This is a genomic window from Pseudomonas sp. St290 (genome assembly GCF_018325805.1).
GTDB lineage: Bacteria > Pseudomonadota > Gammaproteobacteria > Pseudomonadales > Pseudomonadaceae > Aquipseudomonas > Aquipseudomonas bijieensis.
Genome location: NZ_AP014703.1, coordinates 2,412,650 through 2,436,094, shown reverse-complemented (window position 1 = coordinate 2,436,094; position 23,445 = coordinate 2,412,650). Strand labels below are relative to the sequence as shown.

Annotated in this window: 17 protein-coding genes and 2 riboswitches; of the genes, 8 read left to right on the top strand and 9 right to left on the bottom strand. The window is 63.1% G+C overall.

Annotated elements, in window-relative coordinates:
- Positions 1-212: 212 nt before the first annotated feature.
- The 6 genes from PBDP_RS10730 to cobW all read right to left on the bottom strand — a co-directional run bounded on the left by PBDP_RS10730 (position 213) and on the right by cobW (position 9,139).
- Positions 213-554: a YdcA family protein gene (locus PBDP_RS10730; protein WP_109751801.1), complete on the bottom strand. Its 342-nt coding sequence runs from the start codon at positions 552-554 to the stop codon at positions 213-215.
- Between the two features lie 55 nt (positions 555-609).
- On the bottom strand, positions 610-2,256 hold the full coding sequence (locus PBDP_RS10725; protein WP_212802216.1) for a phospholipase D-like domain-containing protein: 1,647 nt from the start codon (positions 2,254-2,256) through the stop codon (positions 610-612).
- A 200-nt stretch (positions 2,257-2,456) separates the two neighbouring features.
- Positions 2,457-3,020 carry a vWA domain-containing protein gene (locus PBDP_RS10720; RefSeq protein ID WP_212802215.1) on the bottom strand — a complete coding sequence of 188 codons (564 nt, stop codon included), beginning with the start codon at positions 3,018-3,020 and terminating at the stop codon, positions 2,457-2,459.
- 101 nt (positions 3,021-3,121) lie between these two features.
- On the bottom strand, positions 3,122-4,123 hold the full coding sequence (locus tag PBDP_RS10715; RefSeq protein WP_212802214.1) for a magnesium chelatase ATPase subunit I: 1,002 nt from the start codon (positions 4,121-4,123) through the stop codon (positions 3,122-3,124).
- Between the two features lie 174 nt (positions 4,124-4,297).
- A complete protein-coding gene (gene cobN, locus PBDP_RS10710) occupies positions 4,298-8,071 on the bottom strand; it encodes a cobaltochelatase subunit CobN (protein WP_212802213.1) in 3,774 nt (1,257 codons plus the stop codon).
- Between the two features lie 3 nt (positions 8,072-8,074).
- Positions 8,075-9,139 carry a cobalamin biosynthesis protein CobW gene (gene cobW, locus PBDP_RS10705; RefSeq protein ID WP_109751797.1) on the bottom strand — a complete coding sequence of 355 codons (1,065 nt, stop codon included), beginning with the start codon at positions 9,137-9,139 and terminating at the stop codon, positions 8,075-8,077.
- Between the two features lie 97 nt (positions 9,140-9,236).
- A riboswitch (cobalamin riboswitch) is annotated at positions 9,237-9,449 on the bottom strand.
- Between the two features lie 213 nt (positions 9,450-9,662).
- Positions 9,663-9,885: riboswitch (cobalamin riboswitch) on the top strand.
- A 101-nt stretch (positions 9,886-9,986) separates the two neighbouring features.
- Between cobW and PBDP_RS10700 the strand changes: the two genes are divergently transcribed.
- From PBDP_RS10700 to cobM, 4 genes are all read left to right on the top strand, one after another.
- The gene (locus PBDP_RS10700) at positions 9,987-10,175 is read left to right on the top strand and encodes a CbtB domain-containing protein (RefSeq protein ID WP_212802212.1); all 189 of its coding nucleotides are present in this window, start codon (positions 9,987-9,989) and stop codon (positions 10,173-10,175) included.
- An 11-nt stretch (positions 10,176-10,186) separates the two neighbouring features.
- Complete coding sequence (locus PBDP_RS10695) at positions 10,187-10,882, top strand: CbtA family protein (protein ID WP_212802211.1); 696 nt, start codon at positions 10,187-10,189, stop codon at positions 10,880-10,882.
- Entirely contained in the window at positions 10,879-11,283 is a 405-nt protein-coding gene (locus PBDP_RS10690) for a cobalamin biosynthesis protein (RefSeq protein WP_212802210.1), read from the top strand. The genes PBDP_RS10695 and PBDP_RS10690 overlap by 4 nt, the downstream gene beginning before the upstream one ends.
- A gap of 77 nt (positions 11,284-11,360) precedes the next feature.
- Entirely contained in the window at positions 11,361-12,107 is a 747-nt protein-coding gene (gene cobM, locus PBDP_RS10685) for a precorrin-4 C(11)-methyltransferase (RefSeq protein WP_212802209.1), read from the top strand.
- Positions 12,108-12,308: 201 nt separating this feature from the next.
- Here cobM and nfuA read toward each other — a convergent pair whose 3' ends face one another.
- Both nfuA and PBDP_RS10675 read right to left on the bottom strand, forming a co-directional pair.
- A complete protein-coding gene (nfuA, locus tag PBDP_RS10680; protein ID WP_109751793.1) occupies positions 12,309-12,893 on the bottom strand; it encodes a Fe-S biogenesis protein NfuA in 585 nt (194 codons plus the stop codon).
- Between the two features lie 116 nt (positions 12,894-13,009).
- A complete protein-coding gene (locus PBDP_RS10675) occupies positions 13,010-15,301 on the bottom strand; it encodes a fatty acid cis/trans isomerase (protein ID WP_109751792.1) in 2,292 nt (763 codons plus the stop codon).
- A 156-nt stretch (positions 15,302-15,457) separates the two neighbouring features.
- Here PBDP_RS10675 and metH point away from each other — a divergent pair, with 156 nt between their 5' ends.
- Positions 15,458-19,168: a methionine synthase gene (gene metH / locus PBDP_RS10670; protein WP_109751791.1), complete on the top strand. Its 3,711-nt coding sequence runs from the start codon at positions 15,458-15,460 to the stop codon at positions 19,166-19,168.
- A gap of 54 nt (positions 19,169-19,222) precedes the next feature.
- Positions 19,223-19,441, top strand: coding sequence for a DUF2970 domain-containing protein (locus PBDP_RS10665; RefSeq protein WP_063322005.1), 219 nt, complete (start codon positions 19,223-19,225; stop codon positions 19,439-19,441).
- Between the two features lie 87 nt (positions 19,442-19,528).
- Here the strand turns inward: PBDP_RS10665 and PBDP_RS10660 are convergent, their stop codons facing one another.
- Positions 19,529-20,668 carry an ABC transporter substrate-binding protein gene (locus PBDP_RS10660; RefSeq protein WP_163854460.1) on the bottom strand — a complete coding sequence of 380 codons (1,140 nt, stop codon included), beginning with the start codon at positions 20,666-20,668 and terminating at the stop codon, positions 19,529-19,531.
- Between the two features lie 503 nt (positions 20,669-21,171).
- On the opposite strand from PBDP_RS10660, the gene PBDP_RS10655 reads away from it, so the two are divergent.
- Entirely contained in the window at positions 21,172-22,830 is a 1,659-nt protein-coding gene (locus PBDP_RS10655; RefSeq protein ID WP_116831992.1) for a nitrite/sulfite reductase, read from the top strand.
- Positions 22,814-23,308, top strand: a complete 495-nt coding sequence (locus PBDP_RS10650; protein ID WP_058543993.1) for a DUF934 domain-containing protein — start codon at positions 22,814-22,816, stop codon at positions 23,306-23,308. Before PBDP_RS10655 ends, PBDP_RS10650 begins: the two co-directional genes overlap by 17 nt.
- The last annotated feature ends 137 nt before the right edge of the window (positions 23,309-23,445 follow it).

The following is a 23,445-nucleotide window of genomic DNA, read 5'->3' as shown; positions in this document are numbered from 1 at the left end:
GCTTGATTGCTACCATTGGCCACCGCGTGCGGGTAGCAAGGCCCCAAACCGGGGCTGGCGCACCGAAACGGCGCCGTTGTGGAATTGTAAGTACATACCCTGTGGGAGCGAGCCTGCTCGCGATAGCGGTGTATCAGTCAATAATGCCGCTGACTGACCAGACGCCATCGCGAGCAGGCTCGCTCCCACAATGGTTCAGTGGTGTTCCTGGGCTATTTGCGCTTGTAGCTCTTGCTGCCACCAGGCGTGAGGCAATAGACCCCACCCCGGGGGCCGACACAGTAATTGCCGCTGCCGCATTGGCAACCGTCGGCGGACTTGAGCAACGACTGCGGACGGGCCTCGTTCCGAAGCCCCAGCACAGCGGAACAGGACCTCTTCGAAGCACTGATGGAGCCGTCGTTGCACAGAAAGGTATCGCCGTCACACCCGGCAATCCCGCCCTTGCGCCCCGAGCACGGTTGATTGCCGGCGATGGCCGAAGAACACAGGGCCAACAACAGAACCGCAACACTGGTGCGAAGTAAAGCAGACGGTCCGTGACAGAAATTCATGGCAGCTTCCAGGCTGATAGATGGCTCTATGCTAGCACCGCACCATCCGCTGCGCCTAACGCCCGCAAAACCTCACCCGGGACAACATCCGCAAATCCCCCTTGCGGTAATAGTCATCGCTCCAGCTGTCATCCACCGCCAGCGGCTTGACCTGCTTGAGGGCGAGTTTTTTCGCGAAGTAGCGAAAACGGTAATGCTCATAGAAACGCAGCAGCTCCAACCCGTAGCGGTCGGCCAGGTCGGTATTGCCCTGAATGATCAGGTAATTCTCGTCGTTGCCGCTGCTGGCCGCGGCGCTCAGGTTATGGCTGCCGCTGAGGATGGTCGGCGTGTCGCTAGTGAAGTCGGTGACGATGGCTTTGGTGTGCACCAGCAGGTTGCCCTTCTGGCCTTTCATGGTTTCCTTGAGCCAACCTTCCAGGCCGGTGTTGAGCAGCGCGGTGGCGGCGAATTCGGCGGTGCGGTCGGCGTGAAAGCCGGTGATGCGGCTCTTGGTGTTTTGCAGGCCGTAGCGCAGTACATCGTCATTGGGCTGGCCGAGCAAGGCGTCGAGGATGCGCTCGGGCAGCACAAAGGCGGTGACGAACAACAGGTCCTTTCGCGCCCCTTTGATGATGTCGACGAAGCGATCCAGATCGCCCTCCCCGGTGCGCGGCGAGAACCCGGCGAACAACGCCTCTTGCGGGGCCATGGCATTGTTTTGGGTCAGCCACTGGCGAGTGGCATCGACGTCCTGGGGCTCCGCCCAGATTTGCTCGAATACCTTAAGGTAGCTGCTGCTCACCCGAGGGTCGTCCAGCACATGAACCACGTTGGCCTGGCGGTAGACACCGTTGGCAGTGAAGTTGGTGCTGCCGCACAGCACGGCTTCGGGTTGTCGTGAACCGCTGCCCTCCACCTTGCTCAGCACGATGAACTTGTTGTGGAAAATGTTATGGGTGACTCGTCCGCGCTTGTTGGCTGCTGGCATTTTCTCGAGGCTGGCTTCGTTGCGCGCCGTGGTGTCGTCTCCCGGCTCGGCGTGGTACAGCACTCGCACCTGGGCGCCGCGAGCGTGAGCGGCGGTCACCGCGTTGACGATCACCGGCAGTTCGTATTCATAGATGGCGACATCCAGCGCCCAGTTGGCATCCAGCGCCCGATCGATAAAACCGGTCAGGCGCCCCAGTAAGCCATTTTCCAACCAGCGACGCGGGGCGTCGGGCCAGTCATCGATGGACAGGTGCTTGTTGGCGCCGATCAGCGCGTCCACTTCAGGAAACTTGCGCTGGAACGCCTGGCTGGCGGCCACGGCACGATTGAAGATCACCCGCTGATTGGCCGGCTGCCCGTCGTCACTGGTGACTGTGACTTCCAGGGACTCGCCCAACTGCGGTGCATCGGGGCTGCCGTAGGCCAAGTGCACGCGGTAGTGGATCGTCACGCCGGGGTTGACGGCGTAGTCGGCCCAGCGAAATTTCTGCAACGGTGCCTTGTCGCTGGGAGTGGCGTGGAACTGGGGGAACGTGTGGGCCTTGTCAGGAAAGGTAAGGCTGTTGAACAGGAACAGCCAGGGTTTGTCGCCCTGCTGCTTCTCGATGGCAAAACCCAGCAAGCCCTTGCGCCGGGGTTCGGCCAGGTCCATGGCGAGCAGCACGCCGTTGGTGCCGGCATAGGCCTTGACCCGAAAATCGTCCTGGGCGTTGGTGACGAGTACGCGCATGGTTCACTCCTGTGAGGGGGCCGCCTGAGCATAGTGCAGTGATGCGGGTTAAGGGGGCAGATCCGGGATCGAGGTGACGCTCATCGCGAGCAGGCTCGCTCCCACAAGGGGCCATTGGTGGTAAGTCGTCATGTGTTCAAAACACAATCCATGTGGGAGCGAGCCTGCTCGCGATGAGGCTCGATCCAACACCGTAAATCTCAGCTAGATAGCCCTTCATCGATATGCCGATACTCCGCCCCCAACTGCCCCGCCAGTTGCCGGGCCCGACCCAGGCGAATCGGGCCGCGCTCGATGTCGATCAACAGGCACGGGCAATCCAGGCATGGCAGTGCCAGCCCTTCTTTCACTCGCCCATCCGTCATCACCAACACCCGCTGCTGCTCCGCAGGGAAACGCTTGCGTCGCGCCGTCAACCAGCGCCCGGCCTCGTTCAGCGCCGCCAGCAACGGCGTACCGCCACCGGCGCCCAGGCCATCGAGCCAGTTGCGCAGGCCGGCGGAGGCCTTGAGCCCTTGCACCCGCCAGTTCGGCGCAGTGCCGCTGGCCGTCAGCAGGGCCAAGCGGGCGCGTTGTCGGTAGGCGTCGTCGAACAGTTGCGCCAGCAAGCCTTTGCCATCGCTGAGGGCTCGATGCCGACGGGTCGAGGCCGAGGCATCGACGATGACCAGCCACAGCTCATGGGGCGAGCGATGGCGAGCGTGAAAGCGCAGGTCTTCGTACAGCCGCGGCCGACCATTGAGCAACGTCCCCGGCCAGTTCACCGCACCGCTGGCCGCTGCTTTGCCATGGCCGTGGCGGCCTTGGTCGAGTCGTCCCGCACGGGGTCTGGCATTCGCCCCCGCCGGTGAACGAGGGCGAATGCCTAGGGCTTTTTTGGCCAGCTCGGCACTTCACGCCGGGTGCCGGTCGGCAATGCCCGGGCCGGCAAGTCGCCCCACTGACCCTGGCCTTCGTTGGGCTGGCTCGTTGCACTTTCAGGCGTTTGCGACGCCTGGGACTGTGTCGGTGCCGAATGCTCACGCCGCCGGTGACGTAAGGCAAACTCGGCGACCGCATCGATGTCTTCAGCAGCAATCGCAGCGGCCCCGCGCCAGGCAGCATGGGCCCGGGCCGCCCGCAGCCAGACCAGGTCGGCACGCAAACCATCGACCCCGGCGGCAAAACAGCGCTTGGTGATCTGCGCCAGCGCCCAGTCATCCAGGGCGATCCCGGCCAAGCGGTCGCGCGCCTGCTGGCAACGTTCGCGCAGTTGCTGCTGGGCGCTCTCCCACTCCGCGCAGAAGGTCGCAGGATCACTGTCGAAATCCAACCGCCGCCGAATGATCTGCCCACGCTCAACCGGTGCGGTATGACCGTCGAGAGCCACATTCAAACCGAAACGGTCGAGCAATTGCGGACGCAGTTCGCCCTCTTCCGGGTTCATGGTGCCGATCAACACAAAACGCGCCGGGTGTCGGTGGGAAATTCCGTCGCGTTCGATCAGGTTGGTGCCGCTGGCGGCCACATCGAGCAGCAGATCCACCAAGTGATCGGGCAGCAGGTTCACTTCATCGACGTACAACACGCCGCCGTCGGCCTTGGCCAGCACGCCGGGAGAGAACTGCGCGCGCCCTTCTCCTAAAGCTGCGTCCAGATCGAGGGTCCCCACCAGCCGCTCTTCAGTGGCACCGAGGGGCAAGGTGACGAACTGACCACTGGCCAGCAGATCCGCCAGGCCTCGGGCCAACGTGGACTTGGCCATGCCTCGCGGGCCTTCGATCAGCACGCCACCGATTTTCGGATCGATGGCGGCCAGGCACAGGGCGAGCTTCAAGTCATCGGCGCCGACCACAGCGGAGAGCGGGAAATGGGGGGTGTCGGTCATATTGAATGTCTCATGAAATGTGCGAGGTTCCCTGTGGCGAGGGAGCTTGCTCCCGCTGGGGCGCGAAGCGGCCCCCAGAATCTGAGGTCCCAGTGCTGTTTCAGAATGACGACTGCTGCGCAGCCGAGCGGGAGCAAGCTCCCTCGCCACAAATGCGCGCCTGTCATCCTCATGTCAGTTCTCTTCTTCGATGTCCAACAACAAACTCTCCAGCGCCTGGCGATACTCGCCCGGCTCCTGCCACATCCCCCGCTGCTGCGCTTCGAGCATGCGCTCGGTCATGTCCCGCAGGGCATCGGGGTTGTGCTGGCGGACGAAATCCCGGGTGTCCGGGTCGAGCAGGTAGGCATCGGCCAGCAAGGCGTACTGGTGATCGTCGATCAATTGCGTGGTGGCGTCGAACGCGAACAGGTTGTCCACCGTCGCCGCCAGTTCGAACGCACCTTTATAGCCGTGACGCTTCACGCCGTCGATCCACTTCGGATTCGCCGCGCGGGAGCGGATGACGCGGTTGAGTTCTTCCTTCAGGGTGCGGATCTTTGGCAAATCCGGCTGGCTGTGATCGCCATGGTAGCTGGCCGCCACGTCGCCACCGAGGGTCTCCACCGCGGCCAGCATGCCTCCCTGGAACTGGTAGTAATCGTTGGAATCGAGCAGGTCGTGCTCGCGGTTGTCCTGGTTCTGCAACACCGCCTGCACCTGGCTCAAGCGCCGGGAGAACTGCTCCCGGGCGACAGTGCCTTCATCGCTGGTGCCGTAGGCGTAGCCGCCCCAGTTCAGGTACACCTCGGCCAGGTCTTCGCGGCTCTGCCACAAGCGCCCGTCGATCGCGCCCTGCACGCCCGCGCCATAGGCACCAGGCTTGGCGCCGAAGATCCGCCAACCGGCCTGGCGAGCCGCAACCTCTGGTTCGAGCCCCGAGGCCAGCAGGGCTTCGCGCTCGCCACGCACCTTGGCCGCCAAGGGGTTCATGTCGTCCGGCTCATCGAGGGCGGCGACAGCCTGCACCGCCGCATCGAACAGGCGGATCAGGTTGGCGAAGGCGTCACGAAAAAAACCTGACACCCGCAGCGTCACATCGACCCGCGGTCGGTCCAACAGGCTCAACGGCAGAATCTCGAAATCATCGACCCGCTGACTGCCGGTGGCCCACACCGGACGCACGCCCATCAGCGCCATGGCCTGGGCGATGTCATCGCCGCCGGTACGCATGGTGGCGGTGCCCCACACCGACAGGCCGAGCTGACGCAAATGGTCACCATGATCCTGCAAGTGCCGCTCAAGGATCAGGTTCGCCGATTGGAAACCGATACGCCACGCCGTGGTGGTGGGCAGGTTACGCACGTCCACGGAGAAGAAGTTGCGCCCGGTGGGCAACACATCCAGGCGGCCACGACTCGGCGCGCCGCTGGGGCCGGCCGGGACGAAGCGCCCGTCCAGGGCGTCGAGCAAGCCGCGCATTTCCGCCGGGCCGCAGGCGTCCAGGCGTGGGGCCACGACGGATCGCAGGTTTTCAATGATGCTGCTGACCGCCTCCCAACCCGAGACATTCAATTGTTCGACCGCGCCATCCAGGGCCTGCTCGATCAACTGCGCAGCGAACAACTCCAGGCGCTCTCGGGTATCGCCAGCGGTGCGCCAAGGCTCGGCGCTGACCCGGCGCAACGTCTCGGGACAGTCGCCAGTCCAGGGCTCGGCCAAGGCACAATCCAGCGGATCGAAACCCAGCCCGAACGCCTTGGCCAGCGCTCGCAGCAGGCTCGACTGCGCGCCCTTGCCATCGCCACGGGGTATGCGCAGCAACGCCAGCAGCGTGTCGATACGCAGGCGTCCGCTGGGCGATTCACCCAAAATATGCAGGCCATCGCGGATCTGCGATTCCTTCAAATCACACAGATAGGTGTCCAGGCGCGGCAGCCAGATCGCTGCGTCGGCATCGCTGTCGAGCACGGCATCGAGTTGCAGCTCGCGGTCGATGTGCGTCTCACGCACCAGGTTCAGGATGTCCCGTTGCAGTTCCCGGGCGCGGCGCGGATCGAGCAATTGCGCTTCGTAGTATTCGTCGGCCAACAGCTCAAGGTTACGCAATGGACCGTAGGTTTCGGCGCGGGTCAGCGGCGGCATCAAGTGGTCGATGATCACCGCTTGAGTACGACGCTTGGCCTGGGCGCCCTCACCCGGGTCGTTGACGATGAATGGATAGATATTCGGCAGCGGTCCCAACAATGCATCGGGCCAGCAACTCTCCGACAGCCCGACGCCCTTGCCCGGCAGCCATTCGAGATTGCCGTGCTTGCCGACGTGGATAACCCCGTGGACGCCGTAGGTGTGGCGCAACCAGAAATAAAACGCCAGGTAGCCGTGGGGCGGCACCAGGTCAGGATCGTGGTACACCGCGCTCGGATCGACCAGATAACCCCGGGCCGGTTGGATGCCGACAAAGGTCAGGCCCAGGCGCAGGCCGGCGACCATCAGGCGCCCGTCGCGGAACATCGGGTCCTGCTCGGGCGAGCCCCAACGCTCCAGCACCGCCTGGCGGTTGGCCTCGGGCAATGCCTCGAACAGGGCCTGGTAAGCGTCGAGGGCCAGGCTCTGGTGACACGGGCGCAAGTCGAGGCTGTCCAGGTCGTTGCTGACGCCACCGAGCAATTGCTGGATCAGCGCGGTACCGCTGGTTGGCAGTTCGCCCGGCAATGGATAACCCTCGGCCTGCATGGCCCGCAGGATATTCAGCGCCGCCGCCGGGGTGTCCAGGCCGACACCGTTGCCGATTCGCCCGTCCCGGGTCGGGTAGTTGGCGAGGATCAGCGCCACGCGCTTTTCACCGTTGGGCAGGCGCGCCAGGGTGGTCCAGCGCCGGGCCAGTTCGGCAACAAAATCCATACGTTCGGGCACGGCCCGGTAACAGACCACATCGCTCTGGCTGCGCTCGCTGCGCCAGGCCAGGTCCTTGAAACTGATGGGGCGGCTGATGATCCGTCCGTCCAACTCCGGCAAGGCAATGTGCATCGCCAGGTCCCGCGGGCCCAGGCCCTGTTCGCTGGCGCGCCAGCCGGGTTCGTTGTCCTGGGCACAGATCGCCTGGATCACCGGGATGTTGCGGCGAAACGGCCGCAGGTGCGGCGCTTCAGGGCTGGATTGGGCGAAACCGGTGGTGTTGAGAATCACGCCGGCTTCGACCTCATCCAGCCAATCTTCCACCAGCGCGAGGCAACCGGGTTCCTTGAGGCTGGCCACGGCAATCGGCAACGGATTGAGCCCCGCCCCTTGCAGGCGCTGGCAGAACACGTCGATGAACGCGGTGTTAGCCGCTTGCAGGTGGGAGCGATAGAACAGCACCGCCGCCACCGGTAGATCGGCCTGCCAGTCGGCTTGCCAATCGCCGAGGCTGGCGTTGGTGTTTGCGGGGTGATAGATCGCCGTGCGCGGCAGGGTTTGCGGTTCCCCCCACGGATAATCGCGGCCGAACCATAGGCTGCCCAGGTTGTGAAACAGGTCCAGGGCATTGCCCAACCCGCCCTGGCGCAAGAACTGCCAGAGCCGGTCGCGATCCTCGATGGGCACGTTGCTCAGGTCGCTGAGTTCCGGGTCCGGGCGATCGTCCCCCGGTACCAGGATCAGCTTCACCCCACGCCCGGCCAGCTCCATCAGGCGCTCGATGCCGTAGCGCCAATAGCCGATACCGCCGTGCAGCGACAACAGGATGACCTTGGCGTGGCGCAGTACATCCTCGAAGTACAGGTCCACCGAGGCGTGGTTCTGCACCTGTATCGGGTTGGCGAGACGAAACTCCGGGTAATCGTCCGGCAATTGCCTGGCCGCCTCGGCCAGCAGCGCCAGGCTGGAGTCGCCGCTGCACAGGATCACCAGTTCAGCGGGGGTTTGCCCCAGGTCGGCAATGTTGTCGTCCGATACAAAGCCGCCGGGCTGGGTCCTGAGCAGGTGCATGGCTTAGGCGCTGAGGGCGGCGCGCAACTGCGCTTCTAGCAGCGCGGCATCGAGCGCCTGGCCGATCAGCACCAGCCGGGTGACCCGCGCTTCATCGGCGCCCCACTGGCGGTCGAAATGCTTGTCGAACCGCGTACCAACGCCTTGGATCAGCAAGCGCATCGGCTTGTTCGGGATCGCCGCGAAACCCTTGACCCGCAGCACGCCGTGCTGGACCACCAGTTGCGTCAGCGCGTCCAGCAACAGGCTTTCGTCGGCCTGGGGCAACTCGATGGAAATGGAATCGAAGGCGTCATGATCATGGTCGTCATCGTCACCATCGTGGTGATGGTCGTGATGGCTGTGGCGGCCGTCGATGTGCTCTTCGGAACCAGCACCCAGGCCGATCAACACGTCCAGCGGCAGGCGACCGCTGCTGGCTTCGATGACCTTGACCGCCGGCGGCAGCTCTTCGGCCACTTCCAGGCGGACTTTGGCCAGGTCTTCCGGACTGATCAGGTCGGCTTTGTTGAGGATCACCAGGTCGGCGCTGGCCAGTTGATCGGCGAACAGCTCGTGCAACGGTGATTCGTGGTCCAGGTTCGGATCGAGTTTGCGCTGGGCATCGACCTGGTCAGGGAAGGCAGCGAAGGTACCAGCGGCCACGGCCGGGCTGTCGACCACCGTGATTACCGCATCGACGGTGCAAGCGCTGCGGATTTCCGGCCATTGAAAGGCCTGGACCAACGGCTTGGGCAGGGCCAGGCCGGAGGTTTCGATGAGGATGTGGTCGAGATCGCCGCGCCGGGCCACAAGTTCGCGCATCACCGGGAAGAACTCTTCCTGCACGGTGCAGCACAGGCAGCCGTTGGCCAGTTCGTAAACGCGGCCGTTGGCTTCTTCTTCGGTGCAACCGATGGAGCACTGCTTGAGGATCTCGCCGTCGATGCCCAGCTCGCCGAACTCGTTGACGATCACAGCGATGCGGCGGCCCTGGGCGTTGTCGAGCATGTGCCGCAGCAAGGTGGTTTTGCCCGAGCCGAGGAAACCGGTGACGATGGTGACGGGAAGTTTGGCCAGTGTTTTCATCCGATGCCCCTTGGCAAAGTGGCGGGCAAACGGGACGACAACCGCAGGCAAGGCACGCGCGGAAGATTTCGCCACCGGATCACCCCGCCCGGTTGTAGTGAGAATCTGTGTCGAGGCAGGTCTCCTGGCTGACGGCGGGCCAGTCATTGACTGGCGATTGCTGCGCCTTCCCGTGCGCCTGTTGTAATGGGCATGCACAGTGGCCTTGCAGAAACAGCACCGTTCACAGTTGCGGGGGCAGCCGCGGCTTGGACCGCGTTCCCTTCTTAGCTTCGGCACAGGCCGAAGAACCTCGAAGGCGCAAGGCTACGCAGGGTGTGGGGGCGGGTCAATGTCCAGAGCGTTCTGCGGTGCATGGGCTGCCGTCATCGCGAGCAGGCTCGCTCCCACAGTTGATCTTGGTTGAACACGGATGTTGTGTACGGCGCAATTCATTGTGGGAGCGAGCCTGCTCGCGATGGGTTCAACTCGATGTCAATCTGGAACCCCCTGCCAATTGACGCCCCGCCCCCGCCCATGCTCTCCTGTGCGCCTAGTTTTGGGTGCCCTTCACAGGGTGAAACGGGAAACCGGTGAATCGTGTGCTTTACTTCAAAGCCACGTCAGTCCGGTGCTGCCCCCGCAACGGTAAGCGAGCGAAGCGTCTGAACCACTGTGTCTTTCGACATGGGAAGGTGACGCTTGCAGGCCAGGCACAAGCCCGGCCCCTCGCAAGCCCGGAGACCGGCCCATGACTCATGCATCAACAAACCCGCGGTGGGCGGGCGCTGTTCGAACCTTGGCGGGCTTTCGCCCGGGGTTTCATTGCGCTCGAATCACCCACTGAACAAGAACAGAGGGAAGCGCCATGTCGACTATCAGCAGCACCGCCCGCACCGCCAGCACCACCACCACCCTGAGCCAACGCCTGAGCGCTGCGATCTTCGCCTCGATCCTGGGTGCCGGCCTGGTCTATTTCGCCGGTTTCTCCCACATCGAAGCCGTGCACAACGCCGCCCACGACACTCGCCACAGCGCCGCCTTCCCGTGCCATTGAGACCTGACGACATGATCAAGCGTATCGCCCAGACCGCGGGCTTCAGCGGCTTGCTGGCCGCCCTGCTGCTGACCCTGCTGCAAAGTTTCTGGGTATCGCCGCTGATTCTCCAGGCGGAAACCTTCGAGAAGGCCCCGGCGACCGAGGTCCATGAACACGCCGACGGCGTGGCTCACACCCATGATGCCGAGGCCTGGGAACCGGAAGATGGCTGGCAGCGCGTGCTGTCCACCACCGGCGGCAACCTGGTGGTCGCGGTGGGTTTTGCCCTGATGCTGGCGGGCCTGTACACCTTGCGCGCCCCGACTCGCACCTCCCAGGGTCTGCTCTGGGGCCTGGCCGGTTATGCCACCTTTGTCCTCGCGCCGACCCTCGGCCTGCCGCCGGAACTGCCCGGCACCGCCGCGGCCGATCTGGCCCAGCGGCAGATGTGGTGGATCGGCACCGCGGCATCCACGGCGGTGGGCATTGCCTTGATCGCCTTCGGCCGGCATTGGCTGCTCAAGGTGCTGGGCGTGGCGACGTTGCTGGTGCCCCACGTCATTGGTGCGCCGCAGCCCGAAGTCCACTCGATGCTGGCGCCCGAAGCGCTTGAGAGCCAGTTCAAGATCGCCTCGCAGTTGACCAACGTCGCGTTCTGGCTGGCCCTGGGCCTGATCAGCGCCTGGCTGTTTCGCCGCGATAGCCAAGCCCACCACAACGCATGACCACCGCGCCGATCCTGGTGATCGGCCTGGGCTGCCAGCGCGGCTGCCCGGCCAGTACGCTGCGGGCCTTGCTCGATGAGGCGTTGCTGGCCCACGGCATCGCACTTGATCAAGTGCAGGCCCTGGCGAGTATCGACCTCAAGCGTGACGAACCGGGCCTACTGGAACTGGCCGGGCAACTGGCACTGCCACTGACGTGCTTCAGCGCCGAGCAGTTGGCCGGTTACCAGGGGCGACTCAGTCACCGCTCGGAGATCGCCTTCGAGCGGACCGGTTGCTACGGCATCGCTGAAAGCGCCGCCCTGGCCCTGGCCGACCAATTGGGCGCGACGTCCGCAACGCTGCTGATCGCTCGCCAAAAAGGCCCCAAGAGCACGTTGGCATTGGCGGTTGTGGCGTAAATCCCGATAATCCGCCCCCAGGATCATGAGCGATTTTCATCTGGGCAGCGCTCACCCACCTTCTACAGGAGCCGGTCATGACCGTTTACTTCATCGGCGCCGGCCCCGGCGACCCGGACCTCATCACAGTCAAAGGCCAACGACTGATCCACAACTGCGCGGTGATCATCTACGCCGGATCCTTGGTGCCGACGGCCGTGCTCGAAGGTCATTGTGCAGAACAGGTGATCAACAGCGCCGAGCTGCACCTGGAACAGATCATCGAATTGATCAAGAGCGCCCATCTCAAGGGCCAGGACGTGGCCCGGGTGCATTCCGGCGATCCGAGCCTGTACGGCGCCATCGGTGAGCAGATTCGTTGCCTGCGGGAACTGGACATCCCTTTCGAAATCATCCCAGGCGTCACCGCGACCTCAGCCTGCGCCGCCCTGCTGGGCGCCGAACTGACCTTGCCGGACATCTCCCAAAGCCTGATCCTCACCCGCTACGCAGACAAAAGCCCGATGCCCGCCGGGGAAGAACTCAGCAGCCTGGCGCAGCACGGGGCGACCATGGCGATTCACCTGGGGGTCAATCATCTGGAAAAGATCGTCAGTGAACTGCTGCCCCACTACGGCGCCGATTGTCCAATCGCGGTGATTCACCGGGCCACTTGGCCGGATCAGGATTGGGTGCTGGGGACGCTGGCCGATATCGCCGAGAAGGTTCAGGCCAAGGGTTTTCGCCGTACGGCGCTGATTCTGGTGGGGCGCGTGCTGGGTAATGAGGTGTTCAGCGAATCGTCGCTGTACCGCGCCGGGCATGCGCATCTCTACAGGCCCTGACTCGATCAGCAAGAGCCAACCGGGATCCCCTGTGGGAGCGAGCTTGCTCGCGATAGCGGTGGATCAGCCAGCAGCGATGTTGAATGTGCCGACGCCTTCGCGAGCAAGCTCGCTCCCACAGGGATTGGCGGCGGTCGGATCTGCGCCCATAAAAAAACGGTGCTCACGGGCACCGTTTTTTATATCCGCAGCGAACACCTATCAGTAGTAGGCGTTTTCTTTCTGCGTATGGTCGGTCACGTCGCGCACGCCCTTGAGCTCTGGAATGCGCTCGAGCAAGGTGCGCTCGATGCCTTCCTTCAAGGTCACGTCAGCCTGGCCGCAGCCCTGGCAGCCGCCGCCGAACTGGAGCACGGCGATGCCGTCTTCCACCACGTCGATCAGCGAAACCTGGCCGCCGTGGCTGGCCAGCCCCGGGTTGATTTCGGTTTGCAGGTAGTAATTGATGCGCTCGTTGACCGGGCTGTCGGCATTGACCATCGGCACCTTGGCGTTCGGCGCCTTGATGGTCAACTGGCCGCCCATGCGGTCGGTGGCGTAATCGACCACCGCATCGTCCAGGAACGCTTCGCTGAACGAGTCGATGTACGCGGTGAAGCTCTTGAGCCCCAGCGCGGTGTCTTCGGCTTTCTCTTCCCCCGGCTTGCAGTAGGCAATGCACGTCTCAGCGTACTGGGTGCCGGGCTGGGTGATGAAGATGCGGATCCCGATACCCGGGGTGTTCTGCTTGGACAGCAGGTCGGCCAGGTAATCGTGGGCGGCATCGGTAATCGTAATAGCGGTCATGGGAACTCCTCGCAGGCTTGCCGGCAGTTTACGCCAATCGACGCGCCGGACAAAGTCCCAGTATTTTTGTCGGGAAAGCAGCCAGCGGCGACGGGTTCCGTCGCCGGGCCTCCCGATCAGAGGTTCTGGTAGCGATTCATGTCCAGCACACCGGCCTCCAGAGGCTCCGTTTCCTGGATATACCGGTCCAGATCATGGAAGTAGTCCCAGAACTGCGGGTGGCTGCGACGAATCCCCCAGCGTTCGACGATCCGCTCGAACGCCGGCGCATCCTGGGCGTTTTCCATGGCATCGACGAACGCCGGCACTTGCCCGGCCGGGATGTTGAAGATGAAGTTCGGGTAGCTGCTGAGCACGCCCGGATAGACCGTCAGCGTGTCCAGCCCCGGCTGGTAGCGCGCCTCCTCGCCCAGCAGGAACGCCACGTTGCTGTGGGCACGGTTGCGCAGCAGGCTGTAGACCTCACGATGGCCGCTGGCGGTTTCGACGCGCAGCAGAGTCGCTTCCGGCAGTTGGTCGATCACCTTGAGCCCCGCCGCCGGGCGCGACACCAGCCGACTGAGGGCCTGCTCGGCGTTTTGCAACGTCGGATCGATGTTCGGCCGCGAGCAGTAGGCGCCGTCGCAACGGTTGATCGGATCGGGCCGCGCATTCAGGTCGCCATAACGGGCCAGCAGTTGCTGGGCGAAATCGCGCTTGGGGTCGCGTTCGTCGAGCTTGAGGGCGGTCGGCTTGTCGTCGTCGATGGACTCATAATCGAGCCACATCTTGAACTTGCCGCCGGCCTGATACCAGTCGTCGAGATAGCCTTCCCGGGAGTCGGCCGGCATCAAGCGCAGGAAATTCTGCTCCGCGCCGTTGCGGATCAGGTCGAAATACAAGCGGGTCTGGGCCTGGTGGGAGACGTTGCCGAACACATCGAAATTCACTGCCAACTGGTAATAGGTACGCTCCAGCAACGGGAAATCGAACAGCCACATCGTCTGCGGCACCTCCCCGATCAACCCCTTGGTGACCGAAGCACTGTCGAAATGCCGGAAAATGCTCAACAGCGCATTGTCATTGCCAGCCCATAGCGTCGACCAGCTCGGCGCCGGAAGCTCGGCGTAATTGTCGCGGCGCAAGGCTTCGTACTCGTTGCGTTTGTCCCGGTAGTCGAGCCACAGGCTGAGGACGCTGCCCACGTCATCGTTCTGCCCGGGCATCGCCAGCAACGGCGTGGCCTGGCCGCGGTAGTTCGGGTCGGTGATGTAGAGGTCATGTTCGGGAGCCTGGAACAGCGCCCAGAAATTGTCACGGATTACGTCCGTGGCGATCTGGCCCCGGCACACCGGTCCGCGAATGAAGGTGCGCACGAAATACTCGGCGTTATCGAGCATGAACTGGTAGCGGGCCTGCGCCGGAATCGCTTCAAACGTGGAAAACGGATTGGCCCGGCGCTCCGGCCCATAGCCCGGCAAGGCGCTGACCTGCCATTTGCCGCTGTAGAACAGGCTCTTGATCCGCGCCATCTTCGCCGCGCTCAAGCCATAGGTGATGTGGGTCTTGTGCACGATCACCCCTTGCACCGGCCAGAGCCGGTAATAGATGCGGGTGCCGGGATCGTCGTTCGGACGGCGGGTGTTGATCAGGTCGATGGGCTGGCCGGTGGGAGTGCGCGAACGCACCCATTGAAAGAAATGCCCCGGTTCGCCGTCCTTGAAATAGATATGCGCCAGAAACCAGTGCTCGAACAGCCAACGGCCCACCAGGCTCTCCCGGGCACCCGGGGCGTTGAGCAGGTTTTCCCATTGCACCACTTGCAAGGCTTCGGCGGCGCTCGGGGCCAGGGCCTGCTGATCGATGGGAGCGCCGGCGGCCAGCCAGCGCTGCAGGGTCTGGTATTGCTGGTCGGTCAGGCCGGTGACGGCCAAGGGCATGCCTTCCCTGGGATGGGCGCCTGCGTATTCGTCGAATTGATCCGGCAGCGCACAGCTGTTTTCCCGATTGAGGCCCAGCACGATGTCTTCCGGCAGCTTGGCGTTGGGCTGCAGCGGCGTGCGGTGGCCCAACTCCAGCATGCGTGCCATCAGGGCCGCCTGGCTGCCTTGGGCGTCGAGCACCGAATAGAAACCCTTGCGCTGCCAGGCGCGCTGCCCGGAGGCGTCATAGAACAAACGGGTCGGATCGGCAGCCTGACGGCGCTCGCCGTCATACACCGACAGCTTGCTCGCCCCCCGTGCCGCGCCTTCGCCGCTGCCCAGGTTCAACTGGCAGGCGGAATCGTAGCAGGCATGGCAGGCCACGCATTTTTCCGTGAAGATCGGCTGGATGTCGCGTGTGTAGGAGATCGCGGGAGCGGGACTCCCGGCGGCTGCGGCAATAGACAACAGCAGCAACAGACTGCCGAATAAGACGCGGTACGGCATGTCTCGGGTCCCTAAGAGATAGTCCGGCGATTCTACCGGGCCAGCATCGCCTTGCAAACATGAGCGATATTCATGCAAAACCCCATCATGATCAAATCCTGCACAGGTTTGCTATCATCCCGGCCTTCGTAATGGTCTTTTTTTCCAGGTAGTCCTATGTCCGATCGCAGCGCTCGCCTTTATCTTCTCCAGCAAGCCCTCAAGGAACGCATCCTGATCCTCGACGGCGGCATGGGCACGATGATCCAGAGCTACAAGCTGGAAGAACAGGACTATCGCGGCAAGCGTTTTGCCGACTGGCCGAGTGACGTCAAGGGCAACAACGATTTGCTGGTGCTCAGCCGTCCCGATGTGATCGGCGCCATTGAAAAAGCCTACCTGGATGCCGGGGCCGACATCCTGGAAACCAACACCTTCAACGCCACCCAGGTGTCCCAGGCCGACTACGGCATGCAGGGCCTGGCCTACGAGCTGAACCTGGAAGGCGCGCGCCTGGCCCGCAAGGTGGCCGACGCCAAGACCCTGGAAACCCCGGACAAACCGCGCTTCGTCGCCGGCGTGCTCGGCCCGACCAGCCGCACCTGCTCGCTGTCGCCGGACGTGAACAACCCCGGCTACCGCAACGTGACCTTCGACGAACTGGTGGAGAACTACACCGAGGCCACCAAGGGCCTGATCGAAGGCGGTTGCGACCTGATCCTGATCGAAACCATTTTCGACACACTGAACGCCAAGGCGGCGATTTTCGCCGTACAAGGGGTCTACGAAGAGTTGGGCGTTGAGTTGCCGATCATGATCTCCGGCACCATCACCGACGCCTCCGGCCGCACCCTCTCCGGGCAGACCACCGAAGCGTTCTGGAACTCCGTGGCCCACGCCAAGCCAATCTCCGTGGGCTTGAACTGCGCCCTGGGCGCCAGCGAATTGCGCCCGTACCTCGAAGAGCTGTCGAACAAGGCCGGCACCCATGTCTCGGCCCACCCGAACGCCGGCCTGCCCAATGAGTTCGGTGAATACGATGAGTTACCCGCCCAGACCGCCAAAGTCATCGAGGAGTTCGCCCAGAGCGGCTTCCTGAACATCGTCGGCGGCTGCTGCGGCACCACCCCGGCGCACATCGAAGCCATCGCCAAGGCCGTGGCCGGCTACGCACCGCGACAGATTCCGGAGATCCCCCGGGCCTGCCGCCTGTCGGGCCTGGAACCGTTCACCATCGATCGCAGTTCGCTGTTCGTCAACGTCGGCGAGCGGACCAACATCACCGGCTCGGCCAAGTTCGCCCGGCTGATCCGCGAGGACAACTACACCGAAGCCCTGGAAGTGGCCCTGCAACAGGTCGAGGCCGGCGCCCAGGTGATCGACATCAACATGGACGAGGGCATGCTCGATTCGAAGAAGGCCATGGTGACCTTCCTCAATCTGATTGCCGGCGAACCGGACATTTCCCGCGTGCCGATCATGATCGACTCGTCGAAATGGGAAGTGATCGAGGCCGGCCTCAAGTGCATCCAGGGCAAGGGCATCGTCAACTCCATCAGCATGAAGGAAGGCGTCGAGCAGTTCATCCATCACGCCAAGCTGTGCAAGCGCTACGGCGCGGCCGTGGTGGTGATGGCCTTCGACGAAGCCGGCCAGGCCGATACCGAGGCGCGCAAGAAGGAAATCTGCAAGCGCTCCTACGACATCCTGGTCAACGAAGTCGGCTTCCCGCCGGAAGACATCATCTTCGACCCAAACATCTTCGCCGTCGCCACCGGTATCGAAGAGCACAACAACTATGCCGTGGACTTCATCAACGCCTGCGCCTACATCCGCGACGAACTGCCCTACGCGCTGACCTCCGGTGGCGTGTCCAACGTGTCGTTCTCGTTCCGCGGCAACAATCCGGTGCGCGAGGCGATCCACTCGGTGTTCCTGCTCTATGCGATCCGCGCGGGCCTGACCATGGGCATCGTCAACGCCGGCCAACTGGAGATCTACGACCAGATCCCGGTGGAGTTGCGCGACGCCGTGGAAGACGTGATCCTCAACCGTACCCCCGAAGGCACCGACGCCCTGCTCGCCATCGCCGACAAGTACAAGGGTGACGGCAGCGTCAAGGAAGCGGAAACAGAGGAGTGGCGCGGCTGGGAGGTGAACAAGCGCCTGGAACATGCTCTGGTCAAGGGCATCACCACCCACATCGTTGAAGATACCGAGGAATCGCGACTGTCTTTCGCCCGGCCGATCGAGGTCATCGAAGGCCCGCTGATGGCCGGCATGAACATCGTCGGCGACCTGTTTGGCGCCGGCAAAATGTTCCTGCCCCAGGTGGTCAAGTCCGCCCGGGTGATGAAGCAGGCCGTGGCCCACCTGATCCCGTTCATCGAGGCGGAAAAAGGCGATAAGCCGGAGGCCAAGGGCAAGATCCTCATGGCCACGGTCAAGGGCGACGTCCATGACATCGGCAAGAACATCGTCGGCGTGGTGCTCGGTTGCAACGGCTATGACATCGTCGACCTGGGCGTGATGGTTCCGGCGGAGAAGATCCTGCAGGTAGCCAAGGAGCAGAAGTGCGACATCATCGGCCTGTCCGGCCTGATCACCCCGTCCCTGGATGAGATGGTGCATGTGGCGCGGGAGATGCAGCGCCAGGACTTCCACCTGCCCTTGATGATCGGCGGCGCGACGACGTCCAAGGCCCACACGGCGGTGAAAATCGAGCCCAAGTACAGCAACGACGCAGTGATCTACGTCACCGACGCCTCCCGCGCCGTGGGCGTGGCGACCCAATTGCTGTCCAAGGAACTCAAGCCGGCATTCGTCGAGAAGACCCGCCTGGACTACATGGACGTGCGCGAACGCACGGCCAACCGCAGCGCCCGCACCGAACGCCTGAGCTACCCCGCCGCCGTGGCCAAGAAGCCGCAGTTCGACTGGAGCAGCTACCAGCCGGTCAAGCCGACCTTTACCGGCGCCAAGGTGCTGGACAACATTGACCTGAACGTCCTGGCCGAATACATCGACTGGACGCCGTTCTTCATTTCCTGGGACCTGGCCGGCAAATACCCGCGCATCCTCACCGACGAAGTGGTCGGCGAAGCGGCCACCGCGCTGTACGCCGACGCCCGGGCGATGCTGCGCAAGCTGATCGACGAGAAGCTCATCAGCGCCCGCGCGGTGTTCGGCTTCTGGCCGGCCAACCAGGTGCATGACGATGACCTGGAAGTCTACGGCGACGATGGCAAGCCACTGGCGCGCCTGCATCACCTGCGCCAACAGATCATCAAGACCGACGGCAAGCCGAACTTCTCCCTGGCTGACTTCGTTGCCCCCAAAGACAGCGGCGTGACCGACTACGTCGGCGGTTTCATCACCACCGCCGGCATCGGCGCCGAAGAAGTCGCCAAGGCCTACCAGGAAGCCGGCGACGACTACAACTCGATCATGGTCAAGGCCCTGGCCGACCGCCTGGCCGAAGCCTGCGCCGAGTGGCTGCACCAACAGGTGCGCAAGGAGCATTGGGGTTATGCCCAGGACGAGAGCCTGGACAACGAGGCGCTGATCAAGGAGCAGTACACCGGCATCCGCCCTGCCCCCGGCTACCCGGCCTGCCCGGATCACACCGAGAAAGCTACCCTGTTCCGCCTGCTCGACCCCGAGGCCAGCGAACTGAAGGCCGGACGCAGCGGCGTATTCCTCACCGAACACTACGCCATGTTCCCGGCGGCAGCGGTCAGCGGCTGGTATTTCGCCCATCCCCAGGCGCAGTACTTTGCCGTGGGCAAGATCGACAAGGACCAGGTCCAGAGCTACACCGCGCGTAAAGGTCAGGACTTGAGTGTGACGGAGCGCTGGCTGGCGCCGAACCTGGGCTACGACAACTAAGTCCGCAGCAATTGACTATGCTCTCCACATACGACCTTGTGTATGGAGAGCATCATGGACGAACCGACCGAAAATAAGGCGCCCACCCTCTGGCAAATGCTGCACAGCGTGGGAGCTGCGGCCTTTGGCGTGCAAAGCGGGAAAAACCGCGCCCGCGACTTCACCCATGGCAAGCCGAGCCACTTCATCATCCTCGGCATCCTGTTTACGGTGATTTTCGGGTTGACGTTGTATGGGATCGTCAATCTGGTGTTGTACTTTGCGGGCGTATAGAACGTATCTGCACAGTATGGAACCAGATCTCTCTTTCGAACCGAAACAGTCATATTCCCCGTCTCGCCAGCCTCGATCTGAGCCGCTCTAGCGCCGCCCCAGCGCATCGAGCGAAAAGGCATAGCGCTCGCCATCCGGGTGGGACACCAGGCTGAAGCGCTTGAAGTCCAGGCGGTAGTCCTTGGCAGGATTCATGTTCAGCCACGCGCGGGCGCGGGCCGGATCGAGCGATTGCATCAGGTCGAGCTGCTGGTTGTAGCCGCCATGACGCGCGAGATCGACGCCCTGGGCATGATCATGGAGCATGACCATGGCCCAGCCGCCCAGGCTGAAATGCCCGGTGAACAGGACGCTCAAGCGCCCGTCGATACGAGCCTGGAGCGCCGCCCTGGAGCTGTTCATCGCGCTGAACAACACGTCCTTGCCTGGCTGGCGACCGGCCTCCTCGAATGCCTGCATGGCGCCCAGGGCCATTTCATCGTTGGCCGACCAGACCAGCGCGGTCTGTGGATAACGCTTGACCAACTGGCTCGCCTGCTCATAAGCCCGCTCGCGATTCCACTCGCCATAGACCAACTGGCGCAGATGCACTTGCGGGTGCTCGGCCAGCGCCCGCTGCAAGCCTTTCTCGCGCAGTTGCGCCGAAGGGGTGAGTTTCTTCCCGGAAAATGCCAGCAAGTCGAGGGTCTGCCCAGGCGCCAGCGGCCCGTACTGACGCAACAGCTCCTTGAGCATCAGGTAGCCGCTGCGCTCATCGTTGGGCACCAGGCTGCCGAGCAACTCGGCAGGCAGGGTACCGCCCTCCGCCAACAGGCGACTCTGATCGCTGGTCAACGTGTTGTTCACCAGAAACAGCTTGACCCCACTGCCCTGCGCCAATTGCAGGATTCGCGGGGCGACATACTGTTCGTTGACCAGCACCAGATAATCCGGACGGTCTTGCGCCGTAATAACCTCGCGCGCCTGGCGAATCATGAGCTGGGGGTCGCGTTCGGCATATTCCACACGCAGCCGCAAGCCCAGTCCGCTGGCCGCCGCTTGCATGAATTCGGTATAGCTGACCCAGAAGGTTTCGGTGGAATGCCCCGGGTTAAGGAATACGACTGAAGGAGCCGCCGGCCTGGCAGCCACAGCCTCGATCGAAGAAGACGCCGCATTGGCGGCTTGGGCGTGCGCCCAGAATGACAGGCATAACAGCCCCAGTAGCCTGCAGATAAACTTCGACATCCCGCCCGCCCCAAACAATACGCCACCCAGTATAACGACCCGGGTGGCGAACGGGCACATGCACGCGAGACCTTCATGTAGCCTGCAACGACTCGAACTTATTGATGACTGACCCAGAACACTGCGGTGCCCACCACCAGGATAATCAGGAACAGAATGGCCCAGGCATCAACGGTACTGTCGCTTTTCCTTGCTTTGGTCGGATTGCTCATTGCATCGCCTCTTGTCGGTTTTGTAGGTGATTGCATAGGGACTCGTCCACAGTTAAGACGATGATTGCCCGCACGACAAATGTGGGTTAGGCAATAATCAATCTCATTAGTCGATTTGGTTCTTTACATATACTCAAACATCACTTTTGCGCATAACTCAAAACAGGTATCGTGCACCGGCTCCTCTAGGAGTGCGCGGCCGTGCGCGCAGAATTGCCGAGGCAGAACCCGATTCCAGCGAGCCAACATGCAGCTGTTTCTGATCGGCCCAAGCCTGAGACCGAGACTTATATGTACGTATATGACGAGTACGATCAGCGGATCATCGAGGACCGCGTCAAGCAGTTCCGTGATCAGACCCGACGCTATCTGGCAGGCGAGCTGAGCGAAGAAGAATTCCGCCCTCTGCGCTTGCAGAATGGCCTGTATATCCAGCGCTTCGCCCCGATGCTGCGGGTGGCCGTGCCTTATGGCCAACTGACCTCGCGTCAGGTGCGCAAGCTGGCGCAAATCGCCCGCGACTACGACAAGGGCTATGCCCACATTAGTACCCGGCAGAACGTCCAGTACAACTGGCCTGCCCTGGAAGACGTGCCGCAAATCCTGGCCGAGCTGGCGACCGTGCAGATGCACGCAATCCAGACCAGCGGCAACTGCCTGCGCAACGTCACCACTGACCAGTTCGCCGGTGTCGCCGCCGATGAACTGATCGATCCGCGCCCGTGGTGCGAGATCGTCCGCCAGTGGACCACGTTCCACCCGGAATTCGCCTACCTGCCGCGCAAGTTCAAGATCGCCATCAACGGCTCGAGCTCGGACCGTGCGGCCATCGAAGTCCACGACATCGGCCTGGAGACGGTCTACAACGCGGCCGGTGAGCTGGGTTTCCGTGTGCTGGTGGGCGGCGGCCTGGGGCGTACGCCGGTGGTCGGCGCGTTCATCAACGAGTTCCTGCCGTGGCAGGACCTGCTGAGCTATCTCGACGCCATCCTGCGGGTGTACAACCGCTACGGCCGTCGCGACAACAAATACAAGGCGCGGATCAAGATCCTGGTCAAGGCCCTGACGCCTGAAGTGTTCGCCGAGAAGGTCGAAGCCGAGATGGCTCACCTGCGTGGCGGCCAGACCACCCTGACCGAAGCCGAAGTGCATCGCGTCGCCAAGCATTTCGTCGACCCGCAGTACAAAGCGCTGGGCAACCAGGACGCGGAACTGGCAGCCCTCGACAAAGAACATCCCGGCTTCGCCCGCTGGCGTACCCGCAACACCCTGGCCCACAAGAAGCCGGGCTACGTTGCCGTGACGCTGTCGCTGAAACCGACCGGCGTCGCGCCGGGCGATATCACCGACAAGCAACTGGACGCCGTGGCCGACCTGGCCGAGCGCTATAGTTTCGGGCAACTGCGCACCTCCCACGAGCAGAACATCATCCTGGCGGACGTTGAACAGAGCCAGTTGTTCACCCTGTGGGGCGAGCTGCGCGAGCAAGGTTTCGCTACGCCGAACATCGGCCTGCTGACTGATATCATCTGCTGCCCTGGCGGTGACTTCTGCTCGCTGGCCAACGCCAAGTCGATCCCTATCGCCGAATCGATCCAGCGTCGCTTCGACGACCTGGACTACCTGTTCGACATCGGCGAGCTGGACCTGAACATTTCCGGCTGCATGAACGCCTGTGGTCACCACCACGTCGGCCACATCGGCATCCTGGGCGTGGACAAGAAAGGCGAAGAGTTCTACCAGGTCTCCCTGGGCGGTAGCGGTAGCCGCGACGCCAGCCTGGGCAAGATCCTCGGCCCGTCGTTTGCCCAGGAAGACATGCCTGACGTGATCGAGAAGCTGATCGACGTGTACATCGAACAACGTACCGAAGACGAGCGTTTCATCGACACCTACCAACGTATTGGCATCGACCTCTTCAAGGAACGCGTCTATGCAGCGAATCATTAAGAACAACGAGGTCATCGACGAAACCTGGCACCTGCTGCCCAAGGACGCGACCCTCGATGGCATCTCCAATTGTGACGACCTGATCGTGCCCCTGGCCCTGTGGCGCGATCATGCCCACGCCCTCAAGGCCCGCGACGGCGGCCTGGGCGTGTGGCTGGACGCCGACGAGGAAGCCGAGGAAATTGGCGAGGACGCCAACCAGTTGCAGGTCATCGCCCTGAACTTCCCGGCTTTCACCGACGGGCGCAGCTACTCCAACGCCCGCCTGCTGCGTGACCGTTATGGTTTCAAGGGTGAATTGCGGGCAATTGGCGACGTCCTGCGCGACCAGCTGTTCTACATGCGCCGCTGCGGCTTCGACGCCTTTGCCTTGCGCGCCGACAAAGACCCTTACGAAGCCCTCGAAAGCCTCAAGGATTTTTCGGTGACCTACCAGGCCGCCACTGACGAGCCGCTGCCGCTGTTCCGTCGCCGCTGACACCTGAGACATGAAAAAGCCCTGACCCGGGTTGTACCGGTTCAGGGCTTTTTTGTTTCCGATGACTTGAACCCACCTCGCTCCCACGAAGGGATGGCGGTGACTCGGAGCTTCAACCCACCTCAGAACCACTGTGG

Excerpts from the sequence above, each read along its gene's own strand:
- PBDP_RS10730 (WP_109751801.1), bottom strand. The coding sequence starts at position 554 with ATGAATTTCTGTCACGGACCGTCTGCTTTACTTCGCACCAGTGTTGCG.
- PBDP_RS10725 (WP_212802216.1), bottom strand. The coding sequence starts at position 2,256 with ATGCGCGTACTCGTCACCAACGCCCAGGACGATTTTCGGGTCAAGGCC.
- PBDP_RS10715 (WP_212802214.1), bottom strand. The coding sequence starts at position 4,123 with ATGACCGACACCCCCCATTTCCCGCTCTCCGCTGTGGTCGGCGCCGAT.
- cobN (WP_212802213.1), bottom strand. The coding sequence starts at position 8,071 with ATGCACCTGCTCAGGACCCAGCCCGGCGGCTTTGTATCGGACGACAAC.
- cobW (WP_109751797.1), bottom strand. The coding sequence starts at position 9,139 with ATGAAAACACTGGCCAAACTTCCCGTCACCATCGTCACCGGTTTCCTC.
- PBDP_RS10700 (WP_212802212.1), top strand. The coding sequence starts at position 9,987 with ATGTCGACTATCAGCAGCACCGCCCGCACCGCCAGCACCACCACCACC.
- PBDP_RS10695 (WP_212802211.1), top strand. The coding sequence starts at position 10,187 with ATGATCAAGCGTATCGCCCAGACCGCGGGCTTCAGCGGCTTGCTGGCC.
- PBDP_RS10690 (WP_212802210.1), top strand. The coding sequence starts at position 10,879 with ATGACCACCGCGCCGATCCTGGTGATCGGCCTGGGCTGCCAGCGCGGC.
- cobM (WP_212802209.1), top strand. The coding sequence starts at position 11,361 with ATGACCGTTTACTTCATCGGCGCCGGCCCCGGCGACCCGGACCTCATC.
- nfuA (WP_109751793.1), bottom strand. The coding sequence starts at position 12,893 with ATGACCGCTATTACGATTACCGATGCCGCCCACGATTACCTGGCCGAC.
- PBDP_RS10675 (WP_109751792.1), bottom strand. The coding sequence starts at position 15,301 with ATGCCGTACCGCGTCTTATTCGGCAGTCTGTTGCTGCTGTTGTCTATT.
- metH (WP_109751791.1), top strand. The coding sequence starts at position 15,458 with ATGTCCGATCGCAGCGCTCGCCTTTATCTTCTCCAGCAAGCCCTCAAG.
- PBDP_RS10665 (WP_063322005.1), top strand. The coding sequence starts at position 19,223 with ATGGACGAACCGACCGAAAATAAGGCGCCCACCCTCTGGCAAATGCTG.
- PBDP_RS10660 (WP_163854460.1), bottom strand. The coding sequence starts at position 20,668 with ATGTCGAAGTTTATCTGCAGGCTACTGGGGCTGTTATGCCTGTCATTC.
- PBDP_RS10655 (WP_116831992.1), top strand. The coding sequence starts at position 21,172 with ATGTACGTATATGACGAGTACGATCAGCGGATCATCGAGGACCGCGTC.
- PBDP_RS10650 (WP_058543993.1), top strand. The coding sequence starts at position 22,814 with ATGCAGCGAATCATTAAGAACAACGAGGTCATCGACGAAACCTGGCAC.